The 16,319-nt window shown below is 38.5% G+C and carries 16 protein-coding genes and 1 pseudogene; all 17 read left to right on the top strand.

The window, feature by feature from the left end:
• Positions 1 to 58 precede the first annotated feature (58 nt).
• On the top strand, positions 59 to 403 hold the full coding sequence (gene rplS / locus SAZ04_RS01965) for a 50S ribosomal protein L19 (protein ID WP_034629686.1): 345 nt from the start codon (positions 59 to 61) through the stop codon (positions 401 to 403).
• A 207-nt stretch (positions 404 to 610) separates the two neighbouring features.
• The gene (lepB, locus tag SAZ04_RS01970) at positions 611 to 1,144 is read left to right on the top strand and encodes a signal peptidase I (protein WP_332690226.1); all 534 of its coding nucleotides are present in this window, start codon (positions 611 to 613) and stop codon (positions 1,142 to 1,144) included.
• A gap of 15 nt (positions 1,145 to 1,159) precedes the next feature.
• Positions 1,160 to 2,008, top strand: coding sequence for a ribosome biogenesis GTPase YlqF (gene ylqF / locus SAZ04_RS01975; RefSeq protein ID WP_332690229.1), 849 nt, complete (start codon positions 1,160 to 1,162; stop codon positions 2,006 to 2,008).
• 102 nt (positions 2,009 to 2,110) lie between these two features.
• The gene (rnhB, locus tag SAZ04_RS01980; protein ID WP_332690637.1) at positions 2,111 to 2,881 is read left to right on the top strand and encodes a ribonuclease HII; all 771 of its coding nucleotides are present in this window, start codon (positions 2,111 to 2,113) and stop codon (positions 2,879 to 2,881) included.
• 90 nt (positions 2,882 to 2,971) lie between these two features.
• A complete protein-coding gene (locus tag SAZ04_RS01985; protein ID WP_332690232.1) occupies positions 2,972 to 3,166 on the top strand; it encodes a hypothetical protein in 195 nt (64 codons plus the stop codon).
• Positions 3,167 to 3,425: 259 nt separating this feature from the next.
• Complete coding sequence (gene sucC, locus SAZ04_RS01990; protein WP_332690235.1) at positions 3,426 to 4,586, top strand: ADP-forming succinate--CoA ligase subunit beta; 1,161 nt, start codon at positions 3,426 to 3,428, stop codon at positions 4,584 to 4,586.
• 18 nt (positions 4,587 to 4,604) lie between these two features.
• Positions 4,605 to 5,519, top strand: coding sequence for a succinate--CoA ligase subunit alpha (gene sucD / locus SAZ04_RS01995; protein WP_332690238.1), 915 nt, complete (start codon positions 4,605 to 4,607; stop codon positions 5,517 to 5,519).
• Between the two features lie 68 nt (positions 5,520 to 5,587).
• On the top strand, positions 5,588 to 6,460 hold the full coding sequence (dprA, locus tag SAZ04_RS02000; protein ID WP_332690241.1) for a DNA-processing protein DprA: 873 nt from the start codon (positions 5,588 to 5,590) through the stop codon (positions 6,458 to 6,460).
• 145 nt (positions 6,461 to 6,605) lie between these two features.
• Entirely contained in the window at positions 6,606 to 8,681 is a 2,076-nt protein-coding gene (gene topA, locus SAZ04_RS02005; protein ID WP_332690244.1) for a type I DNA topoisomerase, read from the top strand.
• A gap of 204 nt (positions 8,682 to 8,885) precedes the next feature.
• Positions 8,886 to 10,193 carry an FADH(2)-oxidizing methylenetetrahydrofolate--tRNA-(uracil(54)-C(5))-methyltransferase TrmFO gene (gene trmFO / locus SAZ04_RS02010; RefSeq protein WP_332690247.1) on the top strand — a complete coding sequence of 436 codons (1,308 nt, stop codon included), beginning with the start codon at positions 8,886 to 8,888 and terminating at the stop codon, positions 10,191 to 10,193.
• Between the two features lie 69 nt (positions 10,194 to 10,262).
• Positions 10,263 to 11,162 carry a tyrosine recombinase XerC gene (gene xerC / locus SAZ04_RS02015; RefSeq protein ID WP_332690250.1) on the top strand — a complete coding sequence of 300 codons (900 nt, stop codon included), beginning with the start codon at positions 10,263 to 10,265 and terminating at the stop codon, positions 11,160 to 11,162.
• 23 nt (positions 11,163 to 11,185) lie between these two features.
• Complete coding sequence (hslV, locus tag SAZ04_RS02020) at positions 11,186 to 11,731, top strand: ATP-dependent protease subunit HslV (protein WP_332690253.1); 546 nt, start codon at positions 11,186 to 11,188, stop codon at positions 11,729 to 11,731.
• A 30-nt stretch (positions 11,732 to 11,761) separates the two neighbouring features.
• Positions 11,762 to 13,153 carry an ATP-dependent protease ATPase subunit HslU gene (hslU, locus tag SAZ04_RS02025; RefSeq protein WP_332690256.1) on the top strand — a complete coding sequence of 464 codons (1,392 nt, stop codon included), beginning with the start codon at positions 11,762 to 11,764 and terminating at the stop codon, positions 13,151 to 13,153.
• A gap of 19 nt (positions 13,154 to 13,172) precedes the next feature.
• Entirely contained in the window at positions 13,173 to 13,952 is a 780-nt protein-coding gene (gene codY / locus SAZ04_RS02030; RefSeq protein WP_332690259.1) for a GTP-sensing pleiotropic transcriptional regulator CodY, read from the top strand.
• A gap of 159 nt (positions 13,953 to 14,111) precedes the next feature.
• Positions 14,112 to 14,416 (top strand): annotated as a pseudogene (locus SAZ04_RS23320) (FapA family protein).
• A gap of 176 nt (positions 14,417 to 14,592) precedes the next feature.
• Positions 14,593 to 15,312: a 30S ribosomal protein S2 gene (rpsB, locus tag SAZ04_RS02040; RefSeq protein WP_332690264.1), complete on the top strand. Its 720-nt coding sequence runs from the start codon at positions 14,593 to 14,595 to the stop codon at positions 15,310 to 15,312.
• A 123-nt stretch (positions 15,313 to 15,435) separates the two neighbouring features.
• Positions 15,436 to 16,317: a translation elongation factor Ts gene (gene tsf, locus SAZ04_RS02045; RefSeq protein WP_332690266.1), complete on the top strand. Its 882-nt coding sequence runs from the start codon at positions 15,436 to 15,438 to the stop codon at positions 16,315 to 16,317.
• Positions 16,318 to 16,319 lie beyond the last annotated feature (2 nt).

The raw sequence follows: 16,319 nt of genomic DNA on the forward strand, positions 1-16,319 counted from the left end.
GATGTTCCGCTGTAGTATATAGCTGACATGAGCATCTGTATGGAAGGAGTGGAATTATATGAACAACATTATCCGTGAAATTACTAGTGAGCAACTACGTAGTGATCTTCCAGCGTTTCGTCCTGGTGACACTTTAGTTATCCACGTTAAAGTTGTTGAGGGAACTCGTGAGCGTATTCAGTTATTCGAAGGCGTAGTTATTAAGCGTCGTGGTACTGGAATCAGCGAAACTTTCACAGCGCGTAAGATTTCGTACGGTGTAGGAGTTGAGCGTACATTCCCATTACATTCACCAAAGATCGCTAAGATCGAAGTGAAGCGTCGCGGTAAAGTACGTCGTGCAAAACTTTACTACCTACGTAGTCTACGTGGTAAAAAAGCTCGTATTAAAGAAATTCGATAAAGAGCGTGGAAAAGAGCTTAGGAGACTAAGCTCTTTTTTTCTTGAGATAGATAGTTTAAAAAGAAGTTGATTTCTCTAGTTAAAACACCTTGCACATTGAGTGAGCCAAGCAATTCCGCATAGAATGAAGAAATATATATGCCGACACCGATCCTAGAATGTGGTAAACTAATGCTTGTGATTAATTACATATTTGGAGGAGTTAACATGAGTAAGGAGAAGAAAGAATCATGGGAGTGGCTGAAAGCAATCGTTATTGCGCTTATCCTTGCATTTGTTATCCGCCATTTTTTATTTGCCCCCGTTATCGTTGATGGGGAGTCAATGATTCCAACTCTTGAAAATAGTGACAGGATGATTGTAAATAAAATTAGTTATTCTTTAGGAGAACCGGAACGATTTGATATTATCGTTTTCCATGCTCCAGCAGGGAAAGATTATATTAAACGGGTAATAGGTTTGCCTGGAGATACGGTTGAATTTAAAAACGACATTCTTTACGTAAATGGCGAAGCAGTAGATGAGCCATACTTAGATGCATTAAAGCAATCGTATAATGGGGGGCAACTTACACGAGATTTTTCAGTTATTACAGTCCCAGATAATGAACTATTTGTTTTAGGAGATAATCGAAGCCGAAGCAAAGATAGTCGAGATATTGGTACGATTCATATCGATGAAGTAATCGGGAAAGCTAATGTTGTATTCTGGCCCGTTTCAAACATTCGAATTGCTAATTAGGGGAGGAGGAGTATTTTGACCATTCAGTGGTTTCCAGGTCATATGGCTAAAGCAAGAAGAGAAGTGACCGAAAAACTCAAATTTATTGATGTTGTTATAGAACTTCTTGATGCGCGAGTTCCATTGGCTTCACGTAATCCAATGATCGATGAAATCGTAGCGCATAAGCCGCGATTAATATTACTAAATAAAGCAGATTTGGCTGATCGAGCTGTTACAGAAAAATGGAAGATGTACTTTGAAAATAAAGGAGCTACTGTTCTTTCTATCAATGCCCAAACAGGGAAAGGGACGGAAAAAATTCCCGGTGCATGCAAGCAGTTGGCTAAGCCAATCATTGAAAAAATGATATCTAAAGGAATGAAACCAAGAGCCATTCGGGCAATGATACTAGGTATTCCAAACGTAGGGAAGTCAACGTTGATCAACCGGCTTGCGTCTAAGCGTACGGCTCAGGTTGGTGATAGACCTGGTATAACAAAGAAGCAGCAATGGATTAAGGTAGGAACGGAATTAGAGCTTCTTGATACACCGGGTATTTTGTGGCCTAAATTTGAGGATCAGATTATCGGTTATCGCCTAGCTGCAACAGGAGCAATTAAAGATGAATTATTAGATTTTCAGGACATTGCGCTATTTATCCTTAATTATTTAAAAGATCATTATCCAACTTTAGTTCAAGAACGTTATAAACTAACTCATGTACCAGAAGAAGGATTAGCTCTTTTTGATGAGATTGGGAAAAAACGTGGCTGTTTACTAGGTGGTGGCTATGTCGATTATGATAAGGCTGCAGAGATCATTTTAAGAGAGATGCGCTCAGGAATGTTAGGGAGAATTTCTCTAGAAATACCAGGAAAGTAATTAGCCGGTGATAGAGCCAATTTGGCTTTATGATCGGTTTTTTGTTTTGATAACGCCAAAGGTTAACCCTCATGAGCCAAAGTAAGGAGTCGAACGATAGTGATGATTTCAATAAAGGAATTAGAGAAAAAGTTGCTTCACAGTCATGATACAAATCAAGAAATGCTAGATATGCTTCGAAATGATAAGCGTAAAGGTGTACAGAGAATACTAAAACGTTATGAAACGATGAAAAATAAACAGATTGCATTAGAAGAAATGCATGCCCAAATGACTGAATACGAAAACAACCTTCGTAAAAAGGGAAATAGAAATATTGCTGGATTAGACGAGGTGGGAAGAGGTCCATTAGCTGGTCCTGTGGTGGCAGCTGCTGTTGTTTTGCCTGCTGAATTTAAGTTACTTGGGCTCACTGATTCAAAAAAACTATCGAAGGATAGACGAGAAGATTTTTATGAGGTTATTAAAGAAGAAGCAGTTGCTTATTCAATCCAAATGGTTCACGCTTTTCATATTGATGAGATAAACATTTATGAATCTACGAAACTAGCAATGTCTAGAGCTGTAAAAGATTTGAAATGTGATCTAGACCATTTATTATTAGATGCCATTACACTTGATGTATCGATTGAACAAACGTCTATTATAAAAGGTGACCAAAAAAGTATTTCGATTGCTGCAAGTTCGATATTAGCTAAGGTAACACGCGATCGCTATATGGATGAAGTAGATAAAAGGTTTCCAGGATATGGATTTAGCAACCATGTAGGTTATGGAACGAAAGAACACTTAGAAGCTCTTTCTAAATTAGGAATTACAAGGGAACACCGGAGGTCCTTTAAGCCAATTAAAGGCAGTATACTAGTAACATAAAAAGCTGGCACAAGTAGCATGTCTAATCTCGGACATACTATTTGAGCCAGCTTTTTTGTTGGTATGTAAATAGTAAAGGAGGGGATGCAGATGAAAGATAATAAAGTAGTCGAAAAAGAAGCAAAGACCCTTTTTAAAAAATTTAGGGAAGAGTATGCACACGAATTTGGTTTCCATCCTTCTATCCAAGAGTCAGATGCAAAAGCCAATCTGATTAAATACTTTTTCGATCAAAAAGATAAGGAAACGGAGGAAGGTAAAAAAAAGAAAAGGAAAAGCAAATAAGTTAAAAAGAAAATTTTATAACTCGATCATATATGGTCCTGAATATTAAGGAATAATCGGGGATCGTGTAACAACAAATCAAATTCAAACATGAATAAATAAAAAATGTCGAAGTTTTTCAATTAATTTGAAGGGAGAGGGAATTACCCCTCCCCATTTTGACAAAACAATGGTAGAATAAAGAAGGAATCAGCCATTCGACACCGAATGTATTGGATGGCATGAAATTACATGCAATTGATAGGAGGCTGGAGCGAGAATGAATATCCACGAGTATCAAGGAAAAGAGCTTCTTCGTCAGTACGGTGTTGCTGTTCCTAACGGAAAAGTAGCGTTCTCAGTAGATGAAGCAGTAGAAGCAGCAAAAGAATTAGGTTCTAAGGTTAGTGTCGTAAAAGCACAAATCCATGCAGGTGGCCGCGGAAAAGCTGGCGGTGTTAAGGTTGCAAAAAGTTTAGATGAAGTTCGTACATATGCAGATGAGATTCTAGGGAAAACACTTGTTACTCATCAAACTGGACCAGAAGGCAAAGAAGTAAAGCGCTTACTTGTTGAAGAAGGTTGCGACATCAAAAATGAATATTACATTGGTTTAGTATTAGATCGTGCCACAGCAAGTGTCGTTATGATGGCTTCTGAAGAAGGTGGAACAGAGATTGAAGAAGTTGCAGAGGCAACTCCTGAGAAAATTTTCAAGGAAATAATAGACCCAGCAGTCGGTCTTCAAGGGTTCCAAGCGCGCCGTCTAGCATTTAACATTAATATTCCTAAGGAATTAGTAGGACAAGCAGTTAAATTCATGTTAGGCCTTTATAAAGTATTTGTTGAAAAGGATTGCTCAATTGCTGAGATTAACCCTCTAGTTACAACAGGTGACGGGAAAGTAATGGCATTAGATGCAAAATTGAACTTTGATTCAAATGCCCTTTATCGTCAAAAAGCGATTCTTGCTTATCGTGACCTTGAAGAAGAGGATGCAAAAGAAATCGAAGCATCAAAATACGATTTAAGTTACATCTCTTTAGATGGAAACATCGGTTGCATGGTAAATGGTGCTGGTCTTGCAATGGCTACAATGGATATTATTAAACATTATAGTGGTGATCCGGCTAACTTCCTTGATGTAGGTGGCGGTGCAACTGCAGAAAAGGTTACAGAAGCGTTCAAGATTATTCTTTCTGATGAAAGTGTTAAAGGAATTTTTGTAAATATCTTCGGTGGGATCATGAAGTGTGACATTATTGCTGAAGGTGTGGTAGAAGCTACAAAACAAGTAGGTCTTGAGATTCCTCTTGTCGTTCGTTTAGAAGGTACGAATGTTGATCTTGGTAAGCAAATTCTTAAAGATTCAGGATTAAATATTACAGCTGCAGATTCAATGGCTGATGGCGCACAAAAAATCGTTTCATTAGTGAAATAGAAAGGCGGGACGTCTATAATGAGTATCCTTATTAACAAAGATACAAAAGTTATTGTTCAAGGGATTACAGGAGCTACAGGCTTGTTTCATACAAAACAAGCTGTTGAGTATGGTACGAATATTGTTGGTGGTGTAACACCTGGTAAAGGTGGCACAGAAGTAGAAGGAATTCCAGTATTTAATACGGTTGAAGAAGCAGTAAAAGCAACAGGTGCAAATGCATCCGTTATTTACGTACCACCTGCATTTGCTGCAGATGCAATTATGGAAGCAACAGATGCTGGTCTTGATTTAGCTATATGTATTACAGAAGGAATTCCAGTAATGGATATGGTTAATGTGAAACGTTACATGGAAGGCAAGAAAACCCGTTTAATCGGACCTAACTGCCCAGGAGTTATTACACCTGAAGAATGTAAAATTGGGATTATGCCAGGATATATTCATAAAAAAGGTCATGTAGGAGTTGTATCTCGTTCAGGTACTCTTACGTATGAAGCGGTGCATCAATTATCAACAAATGGTATTGGACAGTCATCTGCTGTTGGTATCGGTGGAGATCCTGTAAATGGAACTGATTTCATTGATGTATTAAACTTATTCAATGAAGATCCTGATACGTATGCGGTAATTATGATTGGTGAAATTGGTGGAACAGCTGAAGAAGAAGCTGCTGAATGGGTAAAGGTCAACATGACGAAACCAGTTGTTGGATTTATTGGTGGTCAAACAGCACCTCCAGGAAAACGCATGGGTCATGCTGGTGCGATCATTTCTGGTGGTAAAGGTACAGCTTCTGAAAAAATCAAAACACTTGAAAGTTGCGGTATTAAGGTAGCTGAAACTCCATCTGTTATGGGTGAGACTCTAATCTCTGTCTTACAGGAGAAGGGTTTACTTGAAAAGTGTACGACACACAAAGTAACAAACTAATGTAAATAGGAGAAAGTCCTCGATTGTGAAGGGCTTTCTTCTTACTTGAAAAAGGAGCTGGTCAATCGATGCCTTCATTTAGAGAACGGCTGATTCATGTTCATAGCTGTTCAGTTATGTCTAGAAACCTGTTACGTTCGATCCTCATCAATGACCCTGAATTAAAGAAGATCTATCGTGATTCGGAGTATTATTTGCAAACTGAATTCAAAATCCCTCTCATAAAGGCACGGAGCATCTATAAATACCTACGTAACTCTTCTCCTGAACAAATCTTATCTTATTTTTATTCAAAAAACATTTTCACAATGACGATTCTAGATTCAGACTACCCGCTTTTGTTAAAAGATATATACGATCCTCCATTCGTTATGTATGGGATGGGAGACCGAGCCGTAATTGCATCAGAAAGACGGTTAGCTGTTATTGGAACACGTGCGCCAACTTCTACAGGTATACAAACGGTTTCGAAGCTCGTTCCTGCTATCTCACGTCACGACTGGACCATTGTTAGTGGTTTTGCAAGAGGCATTGATTCGCTAGCTCATTGGCAAACGATCAAATCATCGGGTAAAACAATAGCAGTTCTAGGTTCAGGTCATTCTTATTTGTATCCAAAAGAAAATTTTTCTTTATTTTCACAAATGTCGAAAAAACAACTTCTTCTTTCTGAATACCCTCCAGACACGCCTCCACAGAAGTGGCACTTTCCTGCTCGGAATCGAATTATCAGTGGTTTATCTAAAGCTGTTCTTATTATTGAAGCTAAAGAAAGAAGCGGCTCGTTAATAACGGCAGATCAGGCTTTAGAGCAAGGAAGAGATGTATTTGCAATTCCTGGATCAATCTTTTCACCTCAATCGAAAGGGACAAATTTCCTAATTCAACAAGGAGCGAAGTTAGTATTAAATGAAGAGGACATTTTACAAGAAATAGAGTAAGGGTGAAATGATATTTTTACACATTTCGACAAAAAACAAACCGTTCTTACTCCCTTCATATCCAACTCCTGTTTGACAAATGGTAAAAATCTGTTTAATAATAGGGAAGATTTTAATAATATCTTCGAGAGAGGGAGTTGCTTACATGGCCGATTATTTAGTAATCGTTGAATCTCCCGCCAAAGCAAAGACCATTGGAAAATATTTAGGGAAAAAATTTATTGTAAAAGCTTCAATGGGACATGTTAGAGACTTACCAAAAAGTCAAATGGGAGTAGATGTAGAGAAAAGTTATGAGCCCAAGTACATTACAATTCGTGGAAAAGGTCCCGTTTTAAAAGAATTAAAAACAGCTGCAAAAAAAGTGAAAAAAATCTATCTCGCGGCTGACCCCGATAGAGAAGGTGAAGCAATTGCTTGGCATCTTGCTCACAGTCTTAATATTGATGAAAATTCAGAGTGTCGAGTCGTGTTTAATGAAATTACGAAGCAAGCAATTAAAGACGCTTTCAAAACGCCACGTCCGATAAACATGGATTTAGTTGATGCACAGCAAGCGCGGAGAATTCTTGACCGGTTAGTAGGATACAATATCAGCCCATTATTATGGAAGAAAGTAAAAAAAGGGTTAAGTGCTGGGCGAGTCCAATCTGTTGCTGTGAAGATGATTATCGAACGTGAGAAAGAAATACAGAGCTTTGTACCGGAAGAATACTGGAGCATTCCTGCGCAATTCTCGCTTGAGGGTGAGTCATTTGATGCAAAATTCTATGGAATAGAAGGAAAAAAGCAGGAGTTGAAATCTGAAGACGAAGTCAAAAATGTTCTTTCAAAACTAACAAACAATCAGTTTCATGTGACTTCTGTAAAAAAGAAAGAACGTAAACGGAATCCTGTTGCTCCTTTTACGACCTCATCACTTCAGCAAGAAGCAGCTCGTAAGTTAAACTTTAGAGCAAAGAAAACAATGATGATTGCACAGCAGTTATACGAGGGAATCGAGCTAGATAAAAAAGAAGGTGCAGTAGGTTTGATTACATACATGCGTACAGACTCAACTCGTATCTCTGAAACAGCACAGGAAGAAGCAAAGCAGTACATCGAACAAACATTTGGTGATGAGTATACACGTAAAGAAAAACGTGTTGTTAAAAAAGATAAAAAGTCACAAGATGCGCATGAAGCTATTAGGCCAACTTCTGTCTTTAAAGATCCAAAAACAGTAAAGAGCTTTTTATCAAGGGATCAGTTAAGGCTTTACAAACTTATTTGGGAGCGGTTGGTTGCAAGTGAGATGGCTCCGGCTGTAATGGACACGATGACGGTTGACATTGAACAAAATGGTGTGCAGTTTAGATCGACTGGATCAAAAGTGAAATTTGCCGGATTTATGAAAGTGTATATAGAAGGAAATGATGACGGTAGAAAAGAAGAAGATCGCCTATTACCGAACTTGGAAGAAGGACATAAGGTTGAGAAGGTAGAAATAGAACCAAATCAACACTTCACACAGCCTCCTCCAAGGTATACAGAGGCGAGACTTGTGAAGACAATGGAAGAGCTTGGGATAGGTCGCCCTTCTACTTATGCACCGACTTTAGATACAATCCAAAGGCGTGGGTATGTAGCTCTTGAGGACAAGAGATTTATTCCAACAGAATTAGGACAAATCGTCTTGGAACTCATTGTTGAATTCTTTCCTGAAATTCTTGATGTTGAATTCACAGCGAAGATGGAGAATGACCTTGATTCAATAGAAGATGGTCAAAAGGAATGGATTCGAATTATTGATGAGTTCTATAATGGGTTTGAAAAGCGATTAGCGGTTGCAGAAGAAGAAATGAAAGAAGTGGAAATAAAAGACGAACCAGCTGGTGAAGAATGCGAAAAGTGCAATCATGAAATGGTTTATAAAATGGGCCGATATGGAAAGTTTATGGCTTGCTCAAACTTTCCGGAGTGTCGTAATACAAAGGCAATTGTGAAAGATATCGGCGTGAAATGCCCTACTTGTAAAGAAGGCAATATTGTTGAACGGAAAAGTAAGAAACGCCGTATTTTTTATGGTTGTGACAGCTATCCTGAATGTGAATTTATCTCTTGGGATAAGCCGATTGCGCGCTCTTGTCCGAAGTGTGAAAAAATGCTTGTTGAGAAGAAAACCAAAAAAGGTGTTCATGTTGAGTGCTCAGCATGTGACCACAAGGAAGATTCTAATTAACTTATACTAAAATTGAAAATCTTGAAGTTGCTTGATGTATTATGATAATATAGTTGAATAAAAAGAAAGAGGGTGGCTCAAAATCAAAGGGTCTGAACCCTAGTACACAATATATGGTGACTCACTCTACTATATTGTGCTAACTAGTTGGGGGCAGATCCTCGTGAGTCACCCTCATTTCTACTGTAAGATGGAGGGATTATTTTGTCTGAGCAACATGTTAATGTGATCGGGGCAGGTCTTGCCGGCAGTGAAGCTGCTTGGCAGCTTGCAAAGCGAGGCGTTACTGTACATTTATATGAAATGCGTCCGGTAAAACAAACACCGGCTCACCATACCGATAAATTTGCTGAATTAGTATGTAGTAATTCATTAAGAGGAAATGCTTTAACAAACGCTGTAGGTGTTCTGAAAGAAGAAATGCGTAATTTAGACTCGGTTATCATTCGCTCAGCTGATGATGCATCAGTGCCAGCAGGCGGAGCGTTAGCCGTTGATCGGCATGAATTTGCAGGTGCGGTTACAGATCGTGTCAGAAATCACCCGAATGTTACCGTATTCAATGAAGAGATCACGTCGATTCCTGAGGGACCAACGATTATTGCGACAGGTCCTTTGACTTCAGAAAGTCTGTCAAAAGAGTTACGAGAAATAACAGGTGAAGAATACTTATACTTTTATGATGCTGCTGCTCCGATTATTGAAACAGAATCAATTGATATGGCTAAAGTTTATTTAAAGTCAAGATATGATAAAGGAGAGGCGGCTTATTTAAACTGCCCAATGACAGAAGAAGAGTTTGATCGTTTTTATGAGGCGCTTGTTGCCGCTGAAACGGTTCCTTTGAAAGAGTTTGAAAAAGAAATTTTCTTCGAAGGCTGTATGCCGATAGAAGTAATGGCAAAGCGTGGCCGGAAAACAATGTTGTTTGGACCGATGAAACCGGTTGGGTTAGAAGATCCTAAAACGGGTAAAAGGCCGTTTGCTGTTGTTCAACTAAGACAGGACAATACATCTGGTACACTTTACAATATTGTTGGATTTCAAACTCATTTAAAGTGGGGACCACAAAAAGAAGTACTACAATTAATCCCTGGCCTTGAAAATGCTGAAATCGTTCGGTATGGTGTTATGCATCGAAATACATTTATCAACTCACCAAACCTACTTAAATCAACGTATCAATATAAAGAGCGTGATAATTTGTTCTTTGCAGGTCAAATTACAGGTGTAGAAGGCTATGTTGAATCAGCTGCGGCAGGTCTTGTAGCGGGAATTAATGCAGCAAACTATGTACAAGGAAAAGAGCTTATTACATTCCCGGATACGACAGTCATTGGAAGTATGTCTTCCTACATTACAACAGCAAATTCTAAGAATTTTCAACCGATGAATGCAAACTTTGGATTGCTACCGCCATTAGAAGAGCGAATCCGTGACAAAAAAGAACGGTATGAGACCTTAGCTAATCGTGCACTAAGCACAATTCAGAATTTTGTGAAAAAAATGTAAATAACGTTGTCAGAGCTACTAAATCATGATAGAATTTAGTAGCTCTGTGAGTGATGAGGGGTGTTTGGTATGGGGAAACAGTCCTGGTTAGATTTATTTCTTACATATTTGCGATTAGAAAAAAATAGTTCTATACATACGACAACGAATTATGCTCGTGACATTGCAAGTTTTGAGTTGTTTATGAAAAATAACGGTATTGTTTGTTTTTCTGATGTTACGACTCAACATGTACGAGAATATTTATCATTGCTGTTTGAAAAGCAATATGCGAGAAAGACGGTCTCGCGTAAAATTTCTGCGCTGCGAAGTTTTTATATGTTTCATATGAGAGAACAAAGGGTAGTTGAAAATGTGTTTGCAACAGTTGTCGTCCCAAAAAGTGGGGAGAGGTTGCCAACTTTTTTATATGAAGAGGAAATGAAAGAGCTTTTTGATTCATTAATGGGCTCTAGACCACTAGATCAGCGAGACCGTGCTATTTTGGAACTGTTATACGCAACTGGTATGCGTGTAGCTGAATGTAGCCAACTTGATATAAAAGATCTTGATTTTTCAATTGGAACCGTATTAATTGTTGGGAAAGGTCGAAAAGAACGCTACAGTCCTATCGGCGCATTTGCAAGTGATGCTTTGCAGAAGTATTGTGAAGAGGGAAGAAACTTACTTATGGGCAAAGCAAAGCAGCCGAACTCCTCATTGTTCTTAAATTACCGGGGAGGCACACTGTCCGATCGCAGTATTAGAACGATTGTGCAAAAAAGAATGGAAAAAGTTTCTTATAATAAGCGTTTACGGCCCCACGATATTAGACATTCTTTTGCAACACATATGTTAAATAATGGAGCGGATTTGCGTGTAGTTCAAGAGCTTCTAGGTCATGAGCATCTCTCAACAACTCAAATATACACACATGTAACAAAAGATCGATTACGCGACGTATACAAACATTCTCATCCTAGGGCATAAAACAGGATGTAAGGAGGATATATATGGATCAATCTTTTCATGCAACAACGATTTTTGCTGTTCAACATAAAGGTGAATGTGCCATGGCAGGTGATGGTCAAGTAACGTTTGGGAATGCCGTTGTAATGAAACATACAGCAAAAAAAGTTCGTACAATTTATCAAGGGAAAGTCATTGCTGGTTTTGCTGGATCTGTAGCCGATGCTTTTACGCTATTTGAAAAGTTCGAGGCGAGGCTAGAAGAATATAACGGCAATCTTCAACGTGCAGCAGTTGAACTTGCAAAAGAGTGGAGAAGCGATAAGGTTCTTAGAAGGCTTGAGGCGATGTTGATCGTAATGAATAAAGAGCATTTATTACTTGTGTCTGGTACAGGTGAAGTGATAGAACCTGATGATGGGATTTTGGCGATTGGTTCTGGTGGGAACTATGCGCTATCAGCAGGGCGTGCATTAAAGAAACATGCGCCTGAACTTACGGCAAGAGACATTGCCCAAGCTTCATTAGAAACGGCTGGCGAAATTTGTGTGTATACTAATTTGAATATTGTAGTTGAAGAACTTAAATAGTTGACCGATTCTAGATTGGAGAGTGACACTGTGAAAACAAATTTAACTCCTCGTGAAATTGTTGAACAATTGAATCAATTTATTGTAGGGCAAGAAGATGCAAAGAAATCCGTAGCTATTGCTCTACGTAACCGTTACCGTCGGTCTTTGCTTGATGACAAAATGAAAGACGAAATCACCCCTAAAAATATTTTAATGATTGGTCCTACAGGCGTTGGGAAAACGGAGATTGCTCGTAGGCTTGCAAAATTAGTAGGAGCTCCTTTTGTTAAAGTAGAAGCAACAAAATTTACTGAGGTTGGTTATGTTGGTCGTGATGTTGAATCAATGATTAGAGATCTTGTTGAAACCAGTGTAAGAATTGTCAAGGAAGAGAAAATGCAGCAAGTTCGTGCACAAGCGGAGGAAAATGCGAATGGTCGCCTCGTTGATTTACTCGTACCACAAGCCAAAAAGCAATCATCTTATAAAAATCCCTTTGAGATGATTTTTGGTGGGCAAGCTTCACAAGAAGTAGAGCCTGAGCCAAGTGAAGAAACAAACATAGCTCAAAAACGTAGACAAATGGCGCATAAACTTGCTTTAGGAGAACTTGAGGAACACTTAGTTACAATAGAAGTCGATGAACAATCACAAAGCTTTATGGATATGTTTCAAGGGCAGGGCATGGAGCAAATGGGAATGAACATGCAAGAAATGCTCGGTGGAATGTTGCCGAAAAAAAGAAAGAAAAGACGTTTACCGGTTTCAGATGCTAGAAAAGTTCTAACAGAAGAAGAAGCTCAAAAGCTGATCGATATGGATGAAGTGAGCCAAGAGGCTGTGACGAAGGCTGAACAGCTGGGTATCATATTTATAGACGAAATTGACAAAGTTGCTAGCAAAGGTCAACAATCAGCAGACGTATCACGTGAAGGCGTTCAACGTGATATTTTACCTATTATAGAAGGATCGAATGTTGTAACGAAATATGGATCAGTAAAAACAGATCACATTCTCTTTATTGGTGCCGGAGCATTCCATATGGCAAAACCTTCGGATCTTATACCGGAGCTCCAAGGGCGATTTCCAATCAGAGTTGAGCTTACTAATTTAACAGTTGATGATTTCGTACGTATATTAGTTGAGCCGAATAACGCATTAATTAAGCAATATGCAGCACTTCTTGGAATGGAAGGTATAAAAGTGACGTTTTCGGACAAAGCTGTTCATAAGATTGCGACAATTGCAACGGAAGTAAATCAAGATACTGAAAATATAGGTGCAAGACGCTTGCACACAATTCTTGAAAAATTGCTTGAGGATCTATCTTTTGAAGCGCCTGATATTAATTTGGAAGAAATTACAATCACGCCAGAATATGTAGAAGAAAAACTAGCTTCTATTGCAAAGAATCGAGATCTTAGTCAATTTATTTTGTGAAGTTGTAGGAGGAGAAAGAATGAATTTATTATCAAGAACAAGAAAGATTAATGAAATGCTTCAAAAAACGGGTGGACAGCATGTTAATTTTAAAGATATGGCTGAAACACTTCGTGATATGATTAGTGCAAATATTTTTGTCGTAAGTCGTCGTGGCAAACTTTTAGGTTATGCTCTTAAACAAGAGATTGAAAATGACCGTATGAAAAAAATGTTAGAGGATCGTCGCTTTCCAGAACAATATACAGGTGGCCTTTTCAAAATTGAAGAAACATCAGCAAACCTTGATATTGAAAGTGACTATACCGCTTTTCCGGTAGAGAATAAAGATTTATTTAGAAGTGGATTAACAACCATTGTCCCAATACAAGGTGGTGGCCAGAGGCTTGGTACTTTAATTCTAGCCAGATTGAATGATTCCTTCAGTGATGATGATTTAGTTTTAGCTGAGTACGGAGCAACGGTTGTTGGAATGGAAATCTTGCATGAAAAAACACAAGAAATTGAAGACGAAGCAAGAAGTAAAGCTGTTGTACAAATGGCTATTAGTTCGCTTTCATATAGTGAATTAGAAGCGGTTGAACACATCTTTCATGAATTAGATGGAAAAGAAGGTTTGCTAGTTGCTAGTAAAATTGCTGATCGTGTTGGGATTACCCGTTCTGTAATCGTTAACGCTCTTCGCAAACTTGAAAGTGCTGGTGTCATAGAATCACGCTCACTAGGAATGAAGGGAACATATATTAAAGTCTTAAATGATAAGTTTTTACTTGAATTGGATAAATTGAAAGCGAAATAAATGCTTCTTTACCTACTAATTCCATTTATAATGTATGATTATAAAGAACAAGGATGTCTCCCAAGCTAACAATGGCTTTGGAGACGCCCTTGTTCTTTTTTTATCATAAAGTTTTACAGATTTCTTTGTGGATTGTCTTGAGATTCCACCTGTTGAAATATGAAAATAGGTAACACCTCATTTGGTGATAACGTAATCTTTCGTGAAAACATTCCTACAGGTTTTAAAGTTGTCGCAGGTGGCGATATTCGAGTATTAGGAACGGTTGAGGCGGCAACGTTGAAAACTGGTCTGTCTTTATAAGTGGTGGTATAGTAGGACAAAACAATTCATTTATAGAGGCGAAAGGAAACCTTCAAACGACCCTTATAAATGAAGGCTCTGTTATTGTAGGTGGATCAATTGAAGTTGACCGAACTCTTTACCAGAACGTAGAAGTCCAGTTTCGAAAATATAAATGTTGAAATTTTATCATAATGTCTAATTTTGCTTGCACCCCCACTTTTGATATGATATAGTAATCAACGGTGTTAATCACACACGCTTTCTAATTTATGTGGTGGTGCTGGATTCCCAGTGTCACATAAAGATGATGAGAGCGGCGGCTAAAAAAAAACCAATTTTAAAGGAGGTGTTTGATGTGGCAGTAATCTCCATGAAGCAATTATTAGAAGCTGGGGTACACTTCGGTCACCAGACTCGTCGTTGGAACCCTAAGATGGATCGCTACATCTTCACAGAACGTAACGGTATTTACATTATTGACTTACAAAAGACAGTCAAAAAGGTTGAGGAAGCGTATAACTTTGTACGTGACTTAGCTGCTGACGGAGGAAAAATCCTTTTCGTAGGTACAAAAAAACAAGCTCAAGATTCTGTTAAAGAAGAAGCTGAGCGTTGTGGTATGTACTTCATTAACCAACGTTGGTTAGGTGGTACATTAACGAACTTTGAAACAATCCAAAAACGTATTACTCGTCTTAAGAAGCTTGAAAAGATGCAAGAAGACGGTACATTCGATGTTCTTCCTAAGAAAGAAGTTATTCTTCTTAAGAAGGAAATGGATCGTCTAGAGAAGTTCTTAGGCGGTATCAAGGATATGAAGGGTGTTCCTGATGCACTTTTTGTTATTGATCCTCGTAAAGAGCGCATTGCAATTGCGGAAGCTCACAAGTTGAACATTCCAATTGTTGCGATTGTAGATACAAACTGTGACCCTGATGAAATTGATTATGTAATTCCTGGTAACGATGATGCAATTCGTGCTGTTAAGCTTTTAACGGGTAAAATGGCTGATGCAGTAATCGAATCTACTTCTGCTGAAGAAGAAGTAGAAGTTGAAGAAACAACAACAGCTTAATTTCATTTACTAAAAAAGGGTGGTAAAGGGGTATTACCCTTTTACCACCTTTTTTGTGAACTTGTTATTAAGTTTATAAGATGATGTACCTGTACATACTGACACTTTAAGGAGGCGTTTTTGATGGCTGTAACAGCGAGCATGGTAAAAGAATTGCGTGAAAAAACTGGCGCAGGGATGATGGATTGTAAGAAGGCTTTAACAGAAACAAACGGTGATATGGAGAAAGCAATTGATTTTCTTCGTGAAAAAGGGATTGCAAATGCTGCTAAGAAAGCAGATCGTGTAGCTGCTGAAGGTCTTGCTCTTGTTAAATCTGAAGGGAACAAAGCGGTTATCGTTGAAGTAAACTCTGAAACGGATTTCGTTGCTAAAAACGAAAATTTCCAAAAGCTTGTTGGAGATTTAGCTTCACACCTTATTTCAAATGCACCAGCATCTGTTGAAGTAGCTCTAGAGCAACCATTTGCAGATGGACAAACGGTTCAAGAATACATTAATGCTTCGATTGCAAAAATTGGAGAAAAAATCTCTCTTCGTCGTTTTGAAATTGTTGAAAAAGAAGACGGAGATGCATTTGGTGAGTACTTACATATGGGTGGCCGTATTGGTGTACTTGCAGTTGTAAGTGGCTCATCTGACGCTGAATTAGCGAAAGATGTTGCAATGCACGTTGCAGCAATTAACCCAACATATGTTTCTCGTGACGAAGTATCACAAGAAGAAGTGGAACGTGAACGCGAAGTTTTAACGCAACAAGCACTAAACGAAGGAAAACCTGCTAATATCGTTGAGAAAATGGTAGAAGGTCGCCTTTCTAAATACTTTGAGCAAGTATGTTTGCTTGATCAACCATTCGTTAAAGATGGGGATCAAAAAGTAGGGAAATATGTTCAAGGTAAAGGTGCGGCAGTAAAGAGCTTTATCCGTTATGAAGTTGGAGAAGGTATTGAAAAACGCGAAGATAACTTTGCTGAAGAAGTAATGTCTCAAGTGAAGAAGTAATC

The organism is Halalkalibacter lacteus, from assembly GCF_036663595.1.
GTDB lineage: Bacteria > Bacillota > Bacilli > Bacillales > Bacillaceae_D > Halalkalibacter > Halalkalibacter lacteus.